The organism is Plesiomonas sp. PI-19 (genome assembly GCF_021368255.1).
Taxonomy (GTDB): domain Bacteria; phylum Pseudomonadota; class Gammaproteobacteria; order Enterobacterales; family CAMTGL01; genus Plesiomonas; species Plesiomonas shigelloides.
This window is the reverse complement of record NZ_JAJNMQ010000001.1, coordinates 760,744-779,978: the sequence shown is the minus strand read 5'-3', so window position 1 is coordinate 779,978 and position 19,235 is coordinate 760,744. Positions and strand designations below refer to the sequence as shown.

General features: G+C 51.0%; 17 protein-coding genes and 1 riboswitch. Of the genes, 7 read left to right on the top strand and 10 right to left on the bottom strand.

Features of this window, described 5'->3' with window-relative positions; all coding sequences use genetic code 11:
* Positions 1–60 precede the first annotated feature (60 nt).
* Together LQ901_RS03605 and LQ901_RS03600 are read left to right on the top strand one after the other, a co-directional pair.
* Positions 61–498, top strand: coding sequence for a YeeE/YedE family protein (locus LQ901_RS03605; protein ID WP_010864119.1), 438 nt, complete (start codon positions 61–63; stop codon positions 496–498).
* Positions 499–522: 24 nt separating this feature from the next.
* The gene (locus LQ901_RS03600; RefSeq protein ID WP_047707790.1) at positions 523–933 is read left to right on the top strand and encodes a DUF6691 family protein; all 411 of its coding nucleotides are present in this window, start codon (positions 523–525) and stop codon (positions 931–933) included.
* A gap of 183 nt (positions 934–1,116) precedes the next feature.
* On the opposite strand, the gene LQ901_RS03595 is transcribed toward LQ901_RS03600, so the two are convergent.
* Together LQ901_RS03595 and LQ901_RS03590 are read right to left on the bottom strand one after the other, a co-directional pair.
* Positions 1,117–2,871: a SmdB family multidrug efflux ABC transporter permease/ATP-binding protein gene (locus tag LQ901_RS03595; protein ID WP_233671974.1), complete on the bottom strand. Its 1,755-nt coding sequence runs from the start codon at positions 2,869–2,871 to the stop codon at positions 1,117–1,119.
* Positions 2,865–4,634 (bottom strand): SmdA family multidrug ABC transporter permease/ATP-binding protein, encoded by a 1,770-nt coding sequence (locus LQ901_RS03590; protein WP_047707788.1) that lies wholly within the window; start codon positions 4,632–4,634, stop codon positions 2,865–2,867. The genes LQ901_RS03595 and LQ901_RS03590 overlap by 7 nt, the downstream gene beginning before the upstream one ends.
* A 215-nt stretch (positions 4,635–4,849) precedes the next feature.
* On the opposite strand from LQ901_RS03590, the gene LQ901_RS03585 reads away from it, so the two are divergent.
* Positions 4,850–5,356, top strand: a complete 507-nt coding sequence (locus LQ901_RS03585; RefSeq protein ID WP_233671973.1) for an exonuclease domain-containing protein — start codon at positions 4,850–4,852, stop codon at positions 5,354–5,356.
* 140 nt (positions 5,357–5,496) lie between these two features.
* On the opposite strand, the gene LQ901_RS03580 is transcribed toward LQ901_RS03585, so the two are convergent.
* A complete protein-coding gene (locus tag LQ901_RS03580; RefSeq protein WP_010864124.1) occupies positions 5,497–6,078 on the bottom strand; it encodes a thymidine kinase in 582 nt (193 codons plus the stop codon).
* Between the two features lie 114 nt (positions 6,079–6,192).
* On the bottom strand, positions 6,193–7,779 hold the full coding sequence (locus LQ901_RS03575; RefSeq protein ID WP_010864125.1) for a Na+/H+ antiporter NhaC family protein: 1,587 nt from the start codon (positions 7,777–7,779) through the stop codon (positions 6,193–6,195).
* Between the two features lie 82 nt (positions 7,780–7,861).
* A riboswitch (Lysine riboswitch) is annotated at positions 7,862–8,049 on the bottom strand.
* 327 nt (positions 8,050–8,376) lie between these two features.
* On the opposite strand from LQ901_RS03575, the gene LQ901_RS03570 reads away from it, so the two are divergent.
* Positions 8,377–8,787: an H-NS family nucleoid-associated regulatory protein gene (locus LQ901_RS03570; RefSeq protein WP_010864126.1), complete on the top strand. Its 411-nt coding sequence runs from the start codon at positions 8,377–8,379 to the stop codon at positions 8,785–8,787.
* A 161-nt stretch (positions 8,788–8,948) separates the two neighbouring features.
* Here the strand turns inward: LQ901_RS03570 and LQ901_RS03565 are convergent, their stop codons facing one another.
* Genes LQ901_RS03565 through galU form a run of 4 tightly spaced genes read right to left on the bottom strand, consistent with a single transcriptional unit; the run spans position 8,949 to position 13,330 of the window.
* Positions 8,949–9,956 (bottom strand): NAD-dependent epimerase, encoded by a 1,008-nt coding sequence (locus tag LQ901_RS03565; RefSeq protein ID WP_064978012.1) that lies wholly within the window; start codon positions 9,954–9,956, stop codon positions 8,949–8,951.
* A 47-nt stretch (positions 9,957–10,003) separates the two neighbouring features.
* Positions 10,004–11,353, bottom strand: coding sequence for a UDP-glucose/GDP-mannose dehydrogenase family protein (locus tag LQ901_RS03560; RefSeq protein ID WP_010864128.1), 1,350 nt, complete (start codon positions 11,351–11,353; stop codon positions 10,004–10,006).
* A 32-nt stretch (positions 11,354–11,385) separates the two neighbouring features.
* The gene (galE, locus tag LQ901_RS03555; protein ID WP_010864129.1) at positions 11,386–12,399 is read right to left on the bottom strand and encodes a UDP-glucose 4-epimerase GalE; all 1,014 of its coding nucleotides are present in this window, start codon (positions 12,397–12,399) and stop codon (positions 11,386–11,388) included.
* A 22-nt stretch (positions 12,400–12,421) separates the two neighbouring features.
* Positions 12,422–13,330: a UTP--glucose-1-phosphate uridylyltransferase GalU gene (galU, locus tag LQ901_RS03550; protein ID WP_064978013.1), complete on the bottom strand. Its 909-nt coding sequence runs from the start codon at positions 13,328–13,330 to the stop codon at positions 12,422–12,424.
* Between the two features lie 436 nt (positions 13,331–13,766).
* Here galU and LQ901_RS03545 point away from each other — a divergent pair, with 436 nt between their 5' ends.
* The gene (locus LQ901_RS03545; protein WP_084976929.1) at positions 13,767–15,149 is read left to right on the top strand and encodes a peptide MFS transporter; all 1,383 of its coding nucleotides are present in this window, start codon (positions 13,767–13,769) and stop codon (positions 15,147–15,149) included.
* A 30-nt stretch (positions 15,150–15,179) separates the two neighbouring features.
* On the opposite strand, the gene LQ901_RS03540 is transcribed toward LQ901_RS03545, so the two are convergent.
* Positions 15,180–16,409: a response regulator gene (locus LQ901_RS03540; protein ID WP_064978014.1), complete on the bottom strand. Its 1,230-nt coding sequence runs from the start codon at positions 16,407–16,409 to the stop codon at positions 15,180–15,182.
* Positions 16,410–16,514: 105 nt separating this feature from the next.
* Positions 16,515–17,429: a patatin-like phospholipase RssA gene (gene rssA, locus LQ901_RS03535; protein WP_064978015.1), complete on the bottom strand. Its 915-nt coding sequence runs from the start codon at positions 17,427–17,429 to the stop codon at positions 16,515–16,517.
* A gap of 100 nt (positions 17,430–17,529) precedes the next feature.
* On the opposite strand from rssA, the gene LQ901_RS03530 reads away from it, so the two are divergent.
* Positions 17,530–18,081: a YchJ family protein gene (locus tag LQ901_RS03530; RefSeq protein WP_064978016.1), complete on the top strand. Its 552-nt coding sequence runs from the start codon at positions 17,530–17,532 to the stop codon at positions 18,079–18,081.
* A gap of 152 nt (positions 18,082–18,233) precedes the next feature.
* Positions 18,234–19,067: a formyltetrahydrofolate deformylase gene (purU, locus tag LQ901_RS03525; protein ID WP_010864135.1), complete on the top strand. Its 834-nt coding sequence runs from the start codon at positions 18,234–18,236 to the stop codon at positions 19,065–19,067.
* Positions 19,068–19,235 lie beyond the last annotated feature (168 nt).

Sequence of the window (19,235 nt, the reverse complement as noted above, 5' to 3'; positions counted from 1 at the left end):
GGCGAGGGATAAACGTAACAGCCACCTACGAATAACGACGCTACTAACAAGGATATAAGTATGCTTTCTGAGAGCTTTACTTTTGCTAGTGCCCTGCTAGGACTCGCGGGCGGCGCGATGATCGGCTTATCAGCACTGCTGCTGCTCAAAGGTGCAGGCCGGATCGCGGGGATCAGTGGGATCCTGAACGGCCTTTTGCATCCCGATAAAAACTGGTTGTGGCGCGCCCTGTTTATTGTCGGCATGGTCGCCGGTGGCGGCTACACCGCCAAGCTGATGGGGATCACCTTAGGTGCAACGTTAAGCGCATCGTGGCCACTGCTGATCATCGCCGGTTTTCTGGTCGGTTTTGGTGCACGCTTAGGCAATGGCTGTACCAGCGGCCACGGGATCTGCGGCATGGGACGCCTCTCGGTACGCTCCATCATCGCCACCAGCACCTTTATGCTGACCGGTTTTATCACTGTGTATCTGTTAAAGCATGTATTTGGCGGTTAATCCGACCGGATTTAAGGAGATATCATGCGTTATCTGTTCAGCCTGTTATGTGGCCTGTTATTTGGCAGCGGACTGACTGTTTCCGGAATGAATGAGCCGGCACGGGTACAGGGCTTTTTAGACTTGGCCGGACCGTGGGACCCAACACTGGCCTTCGTGATGGGCGGCGCGTTATTGGTGTTCGGTATCGGTTATTTCCGTTGGGTGAAAAGCTGTCCACAAGCACTGTGCGGCGATCCCATTCCGCCCGTTCCGGCTAAAAAGTTGGATGTAAAATTGATTGGCGGCGCTGCGGTATTCGGTATTGGTTGGGGACTGGCAGGGATCTGCCCAGGGCCTGCCATCACCTTATTGGCCGCGCCCTCGCTTGGCGTATTGTTATTTGTCGCAGCTATGCTGATAGGCTTGTGGGTTGGCGACTGGATGGCGCGTTGATCATCGCCCACAACGCAGGTCAACACCGTCTTTGACTTTAAGCTAACAAGACAAAGAGGCCCAGCTACCCGAACACTGGATATCTGCGCCTCTTTTTATATTGAGCTTTATATTAAGCTATTCTATCGGGCGACTTTATGAGTAATTGAGCACAGCCAAAAATCAGCGCACACCACATACAACTCATGCCAGCGACATTGACGTCCCCGTTTGTTGTAACGTCCACATCTGGGTGTAACGACCATTACGCGCCAACAGCGCCTCATGGGTACCCTGCTCGACAATCCGCCCACGGTGCAACACCACAATCTGACTGGCTTCCACAATAGTCGACAAGCGGTGGGCAATCACCACTAAGGTGGTGTGTTGCCGTACCACGGCCAGCGCGGTTTGAATTGCCTGCTCAGTGCCGGAGTCAATATTGGCCGTCGCCTCATCGAGGATCAAAATTTTCGGTTGCTGCACCAACACCCGCGCCAGTGCCAGCAACTGTTTTTGTCCCACCGATAGGTTGTTACCCTGCTCGCCCAGTAAGGTATCCAGCCCTGCATTCATGGCGCGAACCACGCCATCGAGCTGCACCTTTTCTAATACATCCCAAATCAGGCTATCGCTCACTTCGCGCCCCAAGGTGACGTTATCACGTACCGAGGCGGCCAACACCACCGGATCTTGCTGCACCATCGCGATATCGCGCCGCAGCACGTCATGGGATAACTGAGCAATCGGCTGTCCACCTAAGGCAATTTGCCCCTGCGTGACAGGGTAATAGCCCATCAGCAAGCTGGCTAAGGTGCTTTTACCGCTGCCAGTATGACCGACCAAGGCCACAAAATCGCCATCCGGCACCTGCAACGAGATCTGCTGCAACACCGGTTCATTCGGCTTATAACCGAAAGAGACATCCTCAATGGCGATACGTCCGTCCGGCAGCGGTTGCGCATGCTCACCGTAGTGCTGCGCAGGCGCGTCCATCAACGAGAAAATCCGCTCACCCGCCACAATTGATTGCTGCAGCATGGATTGCTGTGAGGTCAGTTCAATCAGCGGCTCATTCATGCGCCCCAAATAGCTGATAAACGCATACAGTACGCCAACCCCCACACTGCCGGCTGCTGAAAAGCCAAACACCATCAGGAGGCCGCTCAGAATACAGGCAGAAATCAGACTTAACAGTGGGCGCAATAACACCGCATCCAGACGCAAAGCCTGCATACGCGAGCGATAGTGGGCATGACTTTGCGCCGCCAGTTTTTCACCCATGCGCGCTTCTTGTCGCATTTGCTGGATCACATGGATCCCGCTGATGGTTTCGTTAAAGCCATCATTGATCCCCGCTAACCGTTCCCGCACCGCACGCACCACCGGAATACTGCGCTTTTGATACACCGCCATCACGGTCAACACCACAGGAAACATCACCGATGCCACCAACGCCATCTTCCAGTTCAGCGAGAACATAGCCACCAACATGACGCTGATCAGCGCGATATTGCGCAGCAATGTCACCAACACCGTAACGTACAGATCTTTAATCACCTCGGTGTCATTGGTCACTTTCGAGATCAATTGCCCGACCGGCTGAGTATCAAATACGGCCAGCGGCTGCATAACTGCGGCATTAAACACATCACATCGAATATCCTGCACCACCTTCAACGCTACTTTGTTAAAGCGCAGAGATTGAAAATAGTGCAGCGTCCCCGCCGCCACTTGCAGCAATAAAAACGCCACCAATAAGCTTAAAACCGGCCATAGGGGTAAACGTCCAGCCGCCAAAAAATGATCAATGAAATAGCTGACCAACAGCGGCCCACCGACTTCCGCCGCAGACGCTAACCACAGCATCGCGGTCGCCAGAATAAAATCGCGGCGATAAGGCTGGCCATAGCCTAATAAGCGCTTGAGAGTCGGCCACTGTTCGGAACGATTTAACATACCACTTCTTCCTCATCGTCCCGCTCCAGCGCTTGCTCTAGCTGCTGATAACGGTACATCTCCTGATACCATCCTGGCTGCTGACTGAGCGCCGCATGGGTGCCACGCTGCGCAACCTGACCTTGTTGCAACACCACAATCTCGTCGGCTTCTGCCAAGGCGGAAAGACGATGCGCGGTAACCAACAAGGTACGCCCTTGGCGCCATTGCCGCAGATTATGCAAAATACGGTGCTCGGTTTGGCCATCAACGGCAGACAGCGCATCATCCAAAATCAAGATCTCAGCTTCCAGTAACAAGGCGCGCGCAATGGCGATACGCTGCTTCTGTCCGCCCGAGAGCATCACTCCACGCTCCCCCACCGGCGTATCATAGCCCTGTGGTAAACGCTCGATATCTTCTGCCACACAAGCTAATTCGGCGACATAGCGAATTTGCTCCATGCTGGCTTGCGGACGCCCAAACGCGATATTTTCAGCGATCGAAGCAGAAAACAAAAAGGGAGTTTGACTCACCACCGCCAGCCGTTCACGCCACGCATGCAACTTTAGATCGGCTAACGAAAGCTGGTGAAAGCAGATCGTGCCTTGTTCATCAGTCAACGCGAATTGACGCTGGATCAAGGCCAGCAACGTACTTTTGCCCGAGCCGGTCGCGCCACAAATCCCCAGCATTTGGCCCGGTTTGACTTGCAGCTGCACCGCTTGCAGCGCGGGGTGCTTGCCTTCCGGATACGCAAAGCACTGTACGTTAACATCCAGCACACCGCGCTCGGCAGGCAGATCCAGATGGCCATCCGGCACATCCGGCTCTTCGGCCAAAAGCGCCTGAACCCGCACATACGCCGCACTGCCACGCTCAACAATATTGAACATCCACGCCATCGCCAACATCGGCCAAATCATCAAGCCCAGATACATGATGAAGCTGGTCAACTGGCCCAATGTCATGCTGCCATGCACCACCATCCAGCTACCCCCGCCTACCGCCAGCAGGTTGGCCATCGCGATAGCCACATAGATAGTCGGGTCAAACTTCGCATCGACTTTGGCCACCGACATATTGCGCTGATTCGCATCGGCAGCCGCCTGCGCAAAATGCCCTTGCTGGCGTTTTTCTAAGCCAAATGCTTTCACCATCCGAATACTGGTCAGAGTTTCTTGCACCGTGTTATTCAAACTGGAAAACGCGGCTTGCGCATGACGGAATCGATGATGCAGCTGATCGCCATAGCCTTTGATAAACCACGCCATAATCGGCATCGGTAGCAACGCCAGTAACGTTAATTGCCAACTGAGCTGAGTGCTCATGATGAACAGCACCGCCAATCCCTGCACCATGGAATCGACCAGCGTCAGCACCCCTTCCCCTGCGGCAAACACCACGCGATCGATATCATTGGTGGAGCGCGCCATCAGATCGCCGGTGCGGTGGCGCAGATAAAAACGGCTGTGTTGGCGACTGAGCTGCTGATAAATCGACTGACGCAGCTCTACCGCCAACCGGTAAGATGCGCCAAAAAGTAACACCCGCCACACCACCCGCAGGCCGTATACCAACACGGCACAGCCTAGCAGCAGAGCAATCCAACGCAGCAGATGCGCAGCATCCATCTGCTGCTTATCAATACCGTCGACAATCCGCCCGACAATGGTTGGCGGCAATAATTCGAGCAACGCGATAGAAACCAGTAGCCCGATGGCCCCGGCATAACGTCGCCACTGCTGACGAAAAAACCAGCTCAGTTGCCTGAACAATCCCACACGACATCCTTTATTTTTTTCACATCAGAAATCAATACGTTAATATATGTATTGTCGAGAGCCGGATAGCATATAACAGCCACAATGAAATGATAACTATTTTCATTTAAAATCAACGTAGCGAGTTATGTGTTTGCGTAAAAATGCAGCATCCTGCGTCTCCGGCACTTCGGGTTCCGGCCTTCCATTGTATGCAAAACAGAGTGGATCACACCATGAGCGCACCATCAAGTTGCTACCTTGCCATCGCCCTGCAGGTTTCCTGCCACGAGCAGGATTACTCCTGTGAAATTGATAATGAAATCATTGAATTGATGGCAAAGATTGTGACGCCAGCAGGACAATCCACTGCATCTTTCCATGCCCTCATCCAGCCTAAACTGGAGCCGGAGCTTAGCGAAGAGTGTATACAGCACTCCGGCCTGAGTCAGCAGCAGATTGACGATGCAGACACCTTTCCCGATGTCATGCAGCAATTGATGCACTGGCTGGCAGATTATCCGGTGAGTGGCTGGATGAGCTGGGGAAAAACCGATGCTGTGCTACTGAGCGCCGATTGCGCCCGAACCGATGCGCCGTGGCCACTGCCTGATGACTTAGCCTATCTGGATGCGCGCCGCTGGGTGATGGGCAACAACGGCCAGATGCCATCTTCCAATGCGCCAATACAAACGCGTATCGATGCGTTGGTGGCCTTATTGCCGCACATGTTGGCGAACTAACACGCGACCCGCATTAACTATATAAAAATAAAAGCAAAAATGCCGGACATCTTCATGACCGGCATTTTTATCTCAACCTAACATCAACAGCAACAAGGCGACTAACCGCGCACTACATACATGCCGTAGAGCAGAGGCGATTACTTGTTATCGAATGCGGCTTTATAGTGTTTGCGGCACACCGAAACGTAACTTTCATTACCACCGATCTGCACCTGCTCACCGTCACGCATCGCCACGCCATCGGCATTGAGGCGCAGCACCATATTGGCCTTGCGTCCGCAATAACAGATAGTTTTCAGCTCTACCAGCTTATCTGCCCACGCCAAGAGGTATTTACTGCCAAGGAACAGCTCACCTTGGAAGTCAGTACGTAAGCCATAGCACAATACCGGGATGTCCAAACGATCGACCACATCGGTCAACTGCTCGACTTGCTCACGACTGAGGAACTGACATTCGTCAATCAACACGCAATCTATCGGCTGCGTTTGATGCTCGGCACCAATGCAGGCCAACAGATCTGTCTGCGGAGAAAATAGTAACGCATCAGCCGATAAACCAATGCGGGAGCTGATTTTCCCTACACCAAAGCGGTTATCAATTTCGGCGGTGAAAATCAGGGTACGCAGGCCACGCTCCTGATAGTTATAAGACGACTGTAACAACGCGGTCGATTTCCCCGCATTCATCGCTGAATAGTAAAAATAGAGCTGCGCCATGCGCCAAACTACTCCTGTGTAACACTAAAAATTCAAACCCAAAGAACGAACAGCAGCGGAAAATAAAACCACAACACACAGATAAAAAAAGAGGCGGTTACCCGCCCCTTCTTATCATACTGCTTTTATCGCCACAGGTCGTGGCTGCAGGAAATAAAAGATGCCAATCATGGTAGTGAACAGGACACCCGTCACGGCCAACCCGACCCACGCTGACTGCGTCATGCCCAGCGCAATAAAGCCACCTGCCGACACCCCCGCAACCGCTAAGGTGTATGGCAACTGCGTCGTCACGTGATCTAAGTGATTACAATGTGCGCCAGTGGACGACAAGATAGTGGTATCGGAAATCGGTGAACAGTGATCGCCAAACACCGCGCCCGCCATAACCGCAGCCATGGATGGTAACAGCATGGCGATATCCGCCGCAGCCGCCATATCCGCCGCAATCGGCAGCATGATCCCAAATGTCCCCCAGCTAGTGCCGGTGGAAAACGCCATCAGACCCGCCACCATAAACAGCAGCACCGGCAGCAGGCTCAGTGGCAAGTTGCCCTGAATCAACGACGACAGGTACTTACCGGTCGACATATCCTTGATCACCGCACCGATAGTCCAAGCAAACAGCAGGATATAGACCGCTGGCAACATCGAGCGCATACCACTGAGCAGTGCTTGCAGCAGATCGGCCATTGCCACACGCTGACGCACGGTGGTCAACACCGATAACAACAGACCCACACAACCACCGCTCACCAATGACAGGCCAACATTGGTATTTTCAAACGCACCGATAATGCCAAATGGCTGATTATTGGCGGCCAGTACCTGATAACCGGTAAACAGCATCGCCGAAACGGTCACGACAACTAACGCAATAATCGGGATCAGCAGATCGGAAACTCGACCGGACTCCAGCTCACGCACGCTAAAGCCGTGATCGTTGCTCTGCTCTTCCATCTCACGACCAGTCAGGGAGATCCCTTCGCTGGCCATGCGCTCATGACGACGCATCGGACCGATATTCAGTGACAACCAAGACACCACCAGCACCATCACCAGCGCAAAAATGGCGTACAGGTTCATCGGCACCATAGCAACAAACGCGCCCAACGGGGTGTATTCGGTCACACCGTGCGTGGTCAAAATGCCACCAATAATGGTGATAATGTACGCCCCCCAGCTAGACGCCGGCATCATCACGCACACCGGTGCGGCGGTGGAGTCCAGAATATAGGCCAGCTTGGCACGCGAAATATGAGCGCGATCGGTTACTGGACGAGCAATCGAGCCTACGGCCAAACTGTTAAAATAGTCATCAATAAAGATGAAGGCACCTAAGAATACGGTCAGCAACTTAGCGCCACGTTGTGTCTTAATCCGCTGTCTGGCCCACTGCGCAAAAGCGCGGCTACCACCAGAAAGCGTTAACATCGCGGTCATTCCGCCCAGCAGGAATAAAAACAGCAGAATATGAATGTTCCACCAGTTCAGCGCGCCATCATCCCATACCAATGCCGTGGCTTTTTGTTGTAAATAGCCCAGTGCATTTAATGGTGAGAATTGCGTTAATAGCAGCGCACCCAGAACAATCCCCATTCCTAGCGAAAAAAGAACGCGGCGGGTAACAACAGCGAGAACCAGTGCAGTGAAAGGGGGCAAAACCGCCCAAAATGAATTGGAATAATCAACAATATTCATGATCTTTACCTTAAAAGTACGGCGAAGATCTACTGACAGTCAAATGACTAAAGGTACGGAACAACGAACATGTGCACCAAAACCAACCAGTAGCGCTCCATAGTGTAATAAACAAACTTATGACTATGGCAGTGCAAGCCCTGTTCGAGAATTGCACCAGCCAGAAGGCTTCGATAGCGTTTCTGACTTCGGCGCTGGCTCCTTTCGCTGTCAATCTCTGGCATCACCCTCCTGACAGTTACTGATAAACAGCGCACCTCTACTTTTCTGTAGCGAAATCCATAGTAACAATTTATTTCAGTGATGCAATGCAAAAATTCGGTTTTCCGCCAAGAATTTTTCACTTAAAAATCACACAATTAAATAAGAAAGAATGACAGATATTCAGATTCTGTTTGCAATCTACTTATGGATAACAGGGACATTAAATAGATTTTTTGATGACAGATCCGAATATTTGTTATTAATTTTATTTTTCATCTTTTAATGATGTACTTTTAAATCGCATTTATTTATCTTTGATTACTGATCCAATTAGATTTGCTGTGCGCATTTAATACAGCATAAGAAACAATAAATTTCTCCGAGATAAATACGATGAGCGACATGATTAAGCTGTTAACCAATATTCGTAACATGCGAGCTCTGGCCCGCGAGCTTCCTATGGAACAACTGGATGATATGCTGGAAAAGCTGACCACTGTGGTGGAAGAGCGCCGTCATGAAGCCGAACAAAATCGGGCTGAAAATGAAGAGCGTCAGCGTAAATTGCAGCAATACCGCGAAATGCTGATTGCTGACGGCATTGATCCTAACGAACTGCTGAATCTGCTGGCTGATAATGCACCAGCGAAAAAATCTAAGCGCGCAGCTCGCCCAGCCAAATACGAATACCGTGATGAAAATGGTGAGTTAAAAACCTGGACAGGCCAAGGCCGCACGCCAGCGCTGATCAAAAAAGCACTGGAAGAAGGTGCTAGCCTGGAAAGCTTTGCCATCACCGCTTAAGTTTATTTCGGCCCATCACGCTTTTCACTGCGGATGGATTCGAGAGTCATGACTCCAATAAAAAAGCGCCGATAATCGGCGCTTTTTTTTATGTCAGACTGCATTTTTGGCGTTTTCAGTTTCTGTGCTTTCTGTCTGACTCAAACCTACTCTATTTATATTTATTGCTGATAAAACTCACGATACCAGTCAACAAACTGCTGAACGCCATCACGTACCGTCGTTTTCGGCTTAAAGCCGATAGTCTTGTACAACTCAGACGTATCAGAGCTGGTATTTAGCACATCGCCGGGCTGAATTGGTAGCATGTTTTTCTGTGCTTCCATACCCAGTGCCGACTCCAGCGCTTCGATATACTCCATCAACATCACCGGTTCATTATTACCGATGTTGTACACTTTATACGGCGCAGAGCTAGTAGCTGGTGAACCGGTTTCCACCGTCCACTCTGGGTTTGGTTGTGGGATCACATCCTGCAAACGCACAATCGATTCCACGATATCATCGATAAAGGTGAAATCACGCTGCATATTACCGTAGTTATACACATCAATCGGTTCACCGGCCAAAATCGCTTTGGTGAACTTGAACAGCGCCATATCAGGGCGTCCCCACGGACCATACACGGTAAAGAAACGCAGGCCTGTAGTTGGGATCCCATACAGATGGGAATAGGTATGCGCCATCAGCTCATTGGCTTTTTTAGTGGCCGCATACAGCGAGATCGGGTGGTCGACCGAATCATCCGTCGAGAACGGCATCTTACGGTTCAAGCCGTACACGGAGCTGGAGGATGCATACAGCAGATGCTGAACCTTATTGTGTCGGCAACCTTCCAGAATATTGGCAAAGCCCACCAGATTGGAGTCTACGTACTCCATCGGTTTTTCCAGCGAATAACGCACACCGGCTTGCGCCGCTAAGTTAATCACGCGATCAAACTGCTCACGGGCGAACAACGTCGCCATACCATCGCGATCAGCCAAATCCAGTGGATAAAAACTGAACTGTGCATGTGGGGTTAAGCGAGCTAGGCGCGCTTGTTTCAGGCTCACATCGTAATAATCGTTAAGATTATCAATACCGACCACCTGATGACCGAGCGCCAACAGACGCTCACTCAGACTAGCTCCGATAAAACCGGCCGCGCCGGTAACCAGAAATTTCATTGTCTTGCCTTACTGATAAAACTCACTATGTCACCTATCCATCGCCCTTATGCGGATGGACCGGCCTGTACTGACGCCCCACGACCAATGGCGTAGTAGGTGAAACCACGTTTTTGCATACGCTCTGGCTCGTACAGGTTACGCCCATCAAAAATGACTGGATGACGCAGCTTGTCTTTGAGCAAATCAAAATCTGGCGCCCGGAAATTCTGCCATTCGGTACAGATGATCAGTGCATCGGCATTATTCAGCGCAGCATCTTTCGTTCCCAGCAGCAGCAAGTCATCACGCAGACCGTAGATGCGCTGCGTTTCTTCCATCGCTTCTGGATCATAGGCCTGAACCTTGGCGCCGGCTTGCCACAACTCCTCCATCAATACGCGGCTAGAAGCTTCGCGCATATCATCCGTGTTCGGCTTGAAAGACAGCCCCCACAGAGCGAATGTTTTGCCACGCAGATCTTCACCAAAGTGCTGCTTAATCAGAGTTGGTAAACGGTATTTCTGACGATTGTTCACCGCCTCAACCGCTTGCAGCAACTGTGGCTGATAGCCAATTGATTCGGAAGTCCGCACCAGAGCCTGCACATCTTTCGGGAAGCAAGAGCCGCCGTAGCCACAACCAGGATAGATAAAGTGGTAGCCAATACGCGGATCAGAGCCGATCCCTTTACGTACCATTTCGATATCGGCGCCCAGACGCTCTGCCAGATTCGCCATCTCGTTCATGAAGCTGATTTTGGTCGCCAACATGCAGTTGGCTGCATATTTGGTCAGCTCGGCGCTGCGCACATCCATGCAGATCAAACGATCGTGGTTACGGTTAAATGGCGCGTACAGTTCACGCATCATTTCAACCGCATCGGCGTTATCAGAACCAATCACTATGCGATCGGGTTTCATGCAGTCAGAAACCGCTGCGCCCTCTTTGAGAAACTCTGGGTTAGATACCACATCAAAGGCCAGCTCTGAACCGCGCGCTTGCAGAACTTCGGTAATCGCGGCACGCACTTTATCTGCGGTACCGACCGGAACCGTGGATTTATCCACCACAATTTTGTGTGATTGCATGTGAGTGGCGATGGTTTTCGCTACCGCCAACACATATTGCAGATCTGCTGAACCATCTTCATCAGGCGGTGTACCCACAGCAATGAATTGAATCTCGCCATGATCGACACCGGATTTGGCATCGGTAGTAAAGGTCAGGCGACCTGCAGCATAATTACTCTTTACCAGCGGAGTTAGACCCGGCTCATAAATTGGGATAATGCCGTTTTTCAAATTCTCAACTTTGCGGGCATCAACGTCGACACACATCACGTCATGACCGACCTCAGCGAGTACGGCTGCCTGAACCAGCCCCACATACCCGATACCAAATACGGTAACCTTCATTACTGTCTCTCTGTAAATCGAACTACGAAAAATTAATCTTTATAGCCATTAGGGTTCTGGCTTTGCCAGCGCCAGGTATCTGCCATCATCTCTGGCAACCCACGCTCGGCACGCCATCCCAGCTCTTGTGCAGCCAAGTCAGGCTCCGCATAGCACACGGCAATATCACCCGGACGACGAGCAACCACCTGATACGGCACCGCTCGGCCACTTGCCTGTTCAAATGCTTTCACCATCTCCAGAACAGAATAGCCCTGCCCTGTGCCGAGGTTAAAGGTAAACACCCCATGACGATCGGCAATGTATTGCAGCGCTTTCAAATGGCCAAGAGATAAATCCACCACGTGAATATAATCACGCACCCCAGTACCATCCGGCGTTGGATAATCATTCCCAAACACTGACAACTGCTTCAAACGACCTATCGCTACTTGAGCAATGTATGGCAGTAAATTATTCGGAATACCATTCGGATCTTCACCAATCTGGCCACTAATGTGCGCCCCGACTGGGTTGAAGTAACGCAACAAGACCACTGACCAGCGCGGATCCGCGGCAACTATGTCTCGCAACATTTCTTCAACCATCAGTTTAGAGCGGCCATACGGATTGGTCGCACTGGTCGGAAAATGTTCTTGAATCGGTACGGTGTGCGGATCGCCATACACGGTCGCCGATGAGCTGAACACCAAGCGAAACACGCCAGCGCGCTCCATCTCTTCGCACAGCACCAGTGTTGCCGCAATATTATTCTGGTAATACTTGAGCGGAATTTGGGTCGATTCCCCTACCGCTTTCAATCCTGCGAAATGGATCACCGCATCGATCGCGTGCTGCGCAAAAATAGTCTGCAGTGCACTGCGATCGCATACGTCAGCTTCATAGAACGTCACGCTACGGCCAGTTAGCGCTTCCACACGACGTAATGATTCGCGGCTGGAGTTGCACAAGTTATCAATGACTACAACATCATTGCCGCTGTTTAGCAGCTCCAACACGGTATGACTGCCAATATAACCGGCACCACCGGTAACCAGAATGGCCATGCTCTTGGTATCCTTCAATCAATTATTTGGCTGTGGCCAGCAATGCTTTGAGATTACGAGTAAACTCTTCTCCCAGCTCCGAATGACGCATGCCGTATTCAACAAAGGCCTGCATATAGCCGAGCTTGCTACCGCAATCGTGGCTACGCCCGCGAATATGGTAAGCATCCACCGGTTGTTCTTCCATTAAGGCAGCAATCGCATCGGTCAACTGAATCTCATCGCCGGCACCCACAGGGGTTTTTTCCAGCAATGGCCAAATTCGTGCAGGCAGCACGTAACGACCAACAATCGCTAAATTCGATGGCGCCTCTTCACGGGCCGGTTTTTCAACTACGGCGTGCATAGCATGCGATTCGCCCGGCTCTAACTGCGCACCACCACAATCGGCAATCCCGTAGCTCGACACCTCTTCATGCGGTACAGGCTCGACCATGATCTGGCTAACACCGGTATCATCGAAGCGCTGCAACATCTCAGCCAGATTCTCTCGGTGCAGATCAGCGTCATATTCGTCGATGATGACATCTGGCAGCACAACCGCAAACGGCTCGTTGCCAATCAGCGGTTTAGCGCACAGCACCGCATGCCCCAAACCTTTAGCGTGCCCTTGTCGCACGTGCATGATAGTAACGTGTTTTGGGCAAATAGACTGAATATCGGCCAACAACTGACGTTTTACCCGCTTTTCCAAGGTCGCTTCCAGCTCGAAGCTGGTATCAAAATGGTTTTCAATGGAGTTTTTGGAGGAGTGGGTAACCAGCACGATCTCGGTAATCCCTGCCGCAATACATTCATTCACAACGTATTGAATCAACGGCTTATCTACAATTGGCAACATTTCCTTGGGAATGGCTTTCGTCGCAGGAAGCATTCGGGTTCCCAGCCCCGCCACTGGGATTACGGCTTTATGAACTTGGAATTGAGACATGCTGCACCCTCGCATAAAAATGTTGCTTTACCAGCCAAGATGCTGGTTCTCTTGTAATTATATCAGGTAATTAAGCTGAAATCCGAACCACTGCGTCAGCAGCAGCTGCTAGCAGAATATGCTCTACACCACACATGTTAATCCAGATCACATTTAGTCAACATCGCACTTTAGCTGACATTTAAACGGATCGTCTAAACATGACCTGAATAATTAGATAAAAAAACTATAAAAATCCACAGTTTTAATGTTTAACATTGTTTTTATATGTTCGAAAAGCACTAATGGCACCACAACCTATTGCAATAGCCGCTGAAGATACAACAAGTTAGCGTTACAACCAATTGTGTCTGAAATGTTTTAGATTGCAGATGAAATCACTAAAGTGTATATAAAAATTAGCGGGTGCTTATAAAGAACAATATAAAGGTAAGTGATGAACAACACACAACAATCAACTTTCTTGGGTCATCCCAAAGGACTGTTCCTTCTGTTCAGTACTGAACTGTGGGAGCGTTTTTCCTACTATGCGATGCGAGCCATCTTGGTTCTGTATCTCACTGATAAAACAATCAATGGTGGTTTAGGCTGGTCAACCCAAGACGCTCTGAAACTCTACGGTTTGTATACCGGTTTAGTATATATCACTCCACTGATTGGTGGCTGGCTGGCTGACAATATTCTGGGGCAGCGAAAGGCTATCTTGATCGGTGGTACGCTGATGGCGCTGGGGCAATTTACCCTCGCTCTGCCACACGGTTTGCTAAGTGGCTCCGATCTGGTGACATTCTATGCGGGTCTCGGTTTGCTGATCTGTGGTAATGGTCTGTTTAAGCCAAATATTTCTACCATGGTGGGTGATTTATACCATGATGGCGATCATCGCCGTGACGGTGCCTTCACCATCTTCTATATGGGGATCAACTTAGGTGCGCTGATTGCCGGTCTGGTTGCAGGCTCTGTGTCTGCCAGCTTTGGTTGGAAAGCCGGTTTCTTCTGTGCCGGTGTCGGTATGCTGATAGCGCTGGTGGTTCAGCTGACGTTTGCCCGTAAATTGCTGGGTGATATCGGTACAGTGCCGGCAGCTAAACGTGATAAAGCACTCAACACCAACCGTAAAACGCCGCTGACTGCCGAAGAAGCTGACCGCATGAAGGTTATCCTGTTTCTGGGTCTGTTTACCGTGGTGTTCTGGGCAGGCTTTGAACAAGCCGGCGGTCTGATGAACATCTATGCGGCCGAGCACACTAACCGCATGATTGGTAACTTTGAGGTGCCGACCGCTTGGTTCCAATCCCTGAACCCGTTCTTCATTATCACCTTAGCACCACTGATTGCCGCTATCTGGGTGAAGATGGGTCCACGTGAACCGAGTTCACCAGTGAAGTTTGCTATGGCGATGTTTATGCTGGCGCTCGGCTTCCTGTTCATGATTGGTGCTGTATTTGAAGCTAAGCAGACCGGTAAGGCCAGTATGGTTTGGCTGGTTGGGGCTTACCTGTTCCATACCTTAGGTGAGCTGTGCTTGTCACCGATTGGTCTGTCCATGGTGACCAAGCTGGCGCCGATGCGTCTGGTTTCCCTGATGATGGGGGCGTGGTTTGGCTTTAACGCGCTGGCGAACTATACCGCAGGGATCATTGGCTCCTTTGTCGGAGAGGCCGGCCCACTGGCTATCTTTGGTGGTATCGCAATCGCCGCAACTATCGCGGGGATCATCCTGCTGCTGAGCGCCGGTAAACTGCTGACATGGATGCATGGCGCTGAAGGTAAACGTCCAACACTGGAAAAAGTGGATATCAAACCTCAGGCCAACTAATTAAATCGATATCGATTAGTTCAGGCTCTATTAGCTCAAGGTATCCGTACCGCAATGGAACTCAGGAGCAAATAAGTTGACTACTGATGCCGGCAGGTTTTCCCCGCCGGTATTTTTTTCACCTGAACGTTCTTTTCCATTTATGTCTTTTTCGGACACTGAATTGAGCGCTTGGTTTGCCGCAACCGCTGATACCGCGCTTGTTGCTTGCGCTTGCTGCACCTCGGATTGGACATGAAGCACCATCTGCCCTTGACGCTGGGAGGTTACCACCGCATTCCACTGTGCTGTTTCTAGACGAACCGTCTCGACTTGCAAAATGCCTTGCTGCGAACTGCCTTGAGACCCACTTTGCATTCCCAAGGGATATAACGAATGCACTCGCTGGATCCCCGCAGATGTTTCGATTTCCGCACTCAACCCCGCAACCGAAATTTGCAACTGCCGTTGTTCGCTGTCATAAGAGCCAATCAGTAAACGCGGATTGAATGTCAGACCCGCTTGGCGGAACGTTTGGTAGATTTTGCGCAGAATATCTTGATGAGTCAGCACATAGTTAATCTTGTCCGGCTGACTGAGAAATCCATTGAACAAGGTGCGCAGTAGCAGTGCAGCGATCGGCCCATGTCGACCGGCGGCGCCCATATCAAACACATAAAATCCGAAGCGGTGCGAATGCATTGGCGCTAAGTCAAATACCAAGCCTGCTTGGGTGCTACTGCCTAATTGTCGATAGCGGACGCGAGCGTGGCTGATGATCTGCTGCGCTGGCGGCAGTAAAGCGCGAATCAACTGCAGCGCGCCTTCCGGCTCGGCCTGTAGCTGCTGGAAATATTCGCCTAATTCTTCCACTTCCAACGCGTGATTTTTACGGGCCTGCAACACATCGTTAATCGTGCTATGCAATACATACAAATCATCCAGCGGTTTGAGCAAATAATCCGTCGCACCTGCACGCAGCGCTTCGGCAACATCCGAAAAGCGCTCCGAGCCAGAAATAACAATGACTGGGGTCTGATTACCGTGGGCTCGTAAAATGGTCACTAATTCAATGCCACCCATTTGCGGCATATTGAGATCGCACAAGATGATGTCGGGCTGATAATGCGCCAGCTTATCCAGCGCATATTGGCCATTTTGTGCTTCGATGACAGTGCCATCATAGTGAGTCAAAAAGTGAATCAGATGCTGCCTGAATACTGGATCATCGTCCACCAACATAAAACGGTATCCGCTGAAACTGCCCTCTTCCGGCTGCATGCTGTTGTCCTCATCGAAATATCAAGCTCTGCCTCTAGTGTGATGCACAATCGTGATTTATGCCCTTTTTCTCCCCATCTTTACCCCAATTTTTGTGACCGCTTCTTATTTTTCTGCCTGCATTTGCAAAAAAGTAACAATCGGTTCTAATTGGTCCGCCACTCGCTCGACGGCGCGGTAACCTGCTTCAATAGACACCGCTGCTTGATGAAAATCCAGCGTCGAAATTTGCGCCACTGCCGGCTGAATCAAGACATCTGGCGGATCGCCAGCCATCCGGCTTTTTTTCAAACGATGCTCCAAAATCTGCATCGAAGATGTCATCACATCCAGCACCGATGGCACCTGACGGCGGCGTGACGGCCAGAGATTCTCCAGCTTTTGCTTCAATTTGGCCTGCCAACTGTGATCTTCTGGGTGCGGTAAATCGAGCGGATAGGCAGACAACAAATCAATTTGCGCCAGATGATGTTCACGGCCCAAATCCACCGCAATCACAAAATCTGCGCCCATGGCACGCGCAAGAGAGATCGGCACCGGATTGACCACCGCGCCATCAACCATCCATTTACCATCAAGCTGCACCGGCGACAGCAACCCAGGCATGCTGCAAGAAGCGCGCACCGCTTGCTTGAGATCGCCTTTCATCAACCAACGTTCACGACCGGTTTCTAACTCGGTCGCTACCACGGCAAACGGCCGAACACACTCTTCGAGGTTTTTACGCCCAATCATGCCAGCGCCGATATCAAACACTTTTTCGCCGCGGATCAAGCCGCCCTTGCCCCACTCAAAGTCCATCAGTCGCAACACATCCCAATAACTGAACTCTTTGACCCAGTTTTCCAACTCAGCCAAGCGGTTATTGGCATACGCCGCGCCTACAAAGGCGCCGATAGAGGTTCCCACCACGATATCGGCTTCAATGCCTAAATCCGTGAGCGCCCGCAGGACACCAATATGTGCCCAGCCTTTGGCCGCCCCCGCACCGAGTGCTACGCCTACTTTGATCTTCTCCATTTTCTGCTATACACCCTTATTTTGTGTGTCCTACAATCGCGTCAGAGAAATTCGCATTACCGTTATCACTGTACTTATCACTATACGTAGTCTGAATATCATGACCGAACATCAAGCCACGCCGGATCGCTGCCCTTGCGGCAGTCAACGCGCCTTTACTGACTGTTGCCAACCGCTGCTAAGCGGTGCGCAGCAGGCCGCCACCCCCGAAGCGTTGATGCGTTCACGCTACAGCGCGCACGCCACGGGAAATCCTGAGTATGTGATTGCAACTTATCACAGCAGCCGCCACGCTGCAGAGTTTCGTGAGGATATTGAGCAGGCTTGCCATGATGTGTGCTGGCAATCCTTAGAGATTGTCGAGACCACGCCGGCCAGCCGCGCGATCACCGATGATGATCAAGAAGGATGGGTTGAGTTTATTGCCCACTTTAGCGAAGAAGGTCATCCAGGCCAGCTGCACGAACGCTCGCGCTTTGTGCGTGAACAAGGTCTTTGGCGCTATATTGATGGCACGATGAATCAGCATGATACATCGCAAACCACGCAGCCTGCGGAACGGCAAACGCCAGTACGCAACAGTGTCAACGTGGGCCGTAATGATCCTTGCCCATGCGGTTCGGGGAAAAAATACAAGAAGTGCTGCGGCTAACCGCGGCGGCCACACAATCATCACCAGTTGCAATCCCCTACGTGAGCAGTCAGCTCACGTAAATCATAGCCGCTCAAGGATTCACTTTGACGGCTGAAAGGTTTCGGAGTAAAACCGCTTAACCGGCCTCATGTTAACGACACGGATTCAGTATGGAACGCAAAATTCTGTTAACCGACTGCCCTGATGCCAAAGGGCTGATCGCCAAGATCACCAACATTTGTTACAAGCACCAGCTTAATATCATTCAGAACAACGAGTTCGTGGATCATCGCAGCAGTCGCTTCTTTATGCGTACCGAGCTGGAAGGGATTTTTAACGACACCACCTTACTGGCCGATCTGGATGACGCGTTACCGGAAGGCACCAAGCGCCAACTGGTCTCGGCAAGTCGTAAGAAAATCGTTATTTTGGTGACCAAAGAGGCGCACTGCCTCGGCGATCTGTTGATGAAGGCTTATTACGGCGGACTGGAAGTGGATATCGCCGCGGTGATCGGCAACCACGAAACCCTGCGCACCTTGGTGGAACGCTTTGATATTCCTTTCCACTGCGTCAGCCACGAAGGTTTAAGCCGCGCGGAGCACGATGCCAAAATGTGCGAACAAATTGACAGCTATGCGCCAGATTATCTGGTTCTGGCCAAATACATGCGCGTCTTAACACCCGAGTTCGTCGGCCACTATCCAAATCAGATTATCAATATTCACCATTCGTTTTTACCGGCGTTTATCGGTGCCAAGCCGTATCATCAAGCCTATGCGCGTGGGGTAAAAATCATCGGTGCTACCGCGCACTTTGTGAATAACGATCTGGATGAAGGCCCGATTATCGAGCAAAGCGTGATTAACGTGGATCACACCTACTCTGCTGACGACATGATGCTGGCCGGTCGTGATGTGGAAAAAAACGTACTCAGTCGTGCCCTGCGTTTGGTGCTCAATCAGCACGTCTTCGTACACGGCAATCGGACGATTATTTTGTAATCCCGCACCGATGGTCAGTCACTCATACGTATCGCTTGTGGTATCACCGGTATTCGTTCGCCAATCTGTATTCTTCACGGCAGCCTCAGTGGTTGCCGTTTTTTATTGCCAGCAAAAAACAATTCGACAGGGAAAAGCCACAAGACATAAAAAGAAGACGAGATAAAA

What these genes read in the sequence shown, in the direction of transcription:
- LQ901_RS03605 (WP_010864119.1), top strand. Translation starts at nt 61, where the DNA reads ATGCTTTCTGAGAGCTTTACTTTTGCTAGTGCCCTGCTAGGACTCGCG.
- LQ901_RS03600 (WP_047707790.1), top strand. Translation starts at nt 523, where the DNA reads ATGCGTTATCTGTTCAGCCTGTTATGTGGCCTGTTATTTGGCAGCGGA.
- LQ901_RS03595 (WP_233671974.1), bottom strand. Translation starts at nt 2,871, where the DNA reads ATGTTAAATCGTTCCGAACAGTGGCCGACTCTCAAGCGCTTATTAGGC.
- LQ901_RS03585 (WP_233671973.1), top strand. Translation starts at nt 4,850, where the DNA reads ATGAGCGCACCATCAAGTTGCTACCTTGCCATCGCCCTGCAGGTTTCC.
- LQ901_RS03580 (WP_010864124.1), bottom strand. Translation starts at nt 6,078, where the DNA reads ATGGCGCAGCTCTATTTTTACTATTCAGCGATGAATGCGGGGAAATCG.
- LQ901_RS03575 (WP_010864125.1), bottom strand. Translation starts at nt 7,779, where the DNA reads ATGAATATTGTTGATTATTCCAATTCATTTTGGGCGGTTTTGCCCCCT.
- LQ901_RS03570 (WP_010864126.1), top strand. Translation starts at nt 8,377, where the DNA reads ATGAGCGACATGATTAAGCTGTTAACCAATATTCGTAACATGCGAGCT.
- LQ901_RS03565 (WP_064978012.1), bottom strand. Translation starts at nt 9,956, where the DNA reads ATGAAATTTCTGGTTACCGGCGCGGCCGGTTTTATCGGAGCTAGTCTG.
- LQ901_RS03560 (WP_010864128.1), bottom strand. Translation starts at nt 11,353, where the DNA reads ATGAAGGTTACCGTATTTGGTATCGGGTATGTGGGGCTGGTTCAGGCA.
- galE (WP_010864129.1), bottom strand. Translation starts at nt 12,399, where the DNA reads ATGGCCATTCTGGTTACCGGTGGTGCCGGTTATATTGGCAGTCATACC.
- galU (WP_064978013.1), bottom strand. Translation starts at nt 13,330, where the DNA reads ATGTCTCAATTCCAAGTTCATAAAGCCGTAATCCCAGTGGCGGGGCTG.
- LQ901_RS03545 (WP_084976929.1), top strand. Translation starts at nt 13,767, where the DNA reads ATGAACAACACACAACAATCAACTTTCTTGGGTCATCCCAAAGGACTG.
- LQ901_RS03540 (WP_064978014.1), bottom strand. Translation starts at nt 16,409, where the DNA reads ATGCAGCCGGAAGAGGGCAGTTTCAGCGGATACCGTTTTATGTTGGTG.
- rssA (WP_064978015.1), bottom strand. Translation starts at nt 17,429, where the DNA reads ATGGAGAAGATCAAAGTAGGCGTAGCACTCGGTGCGGGGGCGGCCAAA.
- LQ901_RS03530 (WP_064978016.1), top strand. Translation starts at nt 17,530, where the DNA reads ATGACCGAACATCAAGCCACGCCGGATCGCTGCCCTTGCGGCAGTCAA.
- purU (WP_010864135.1), top strand. Translation starts at nt 18,234, where the DNA reads ATGGAACGCAAAATTCTGTTAACCGACTGCCCTGATGCCAAAGGGCTG.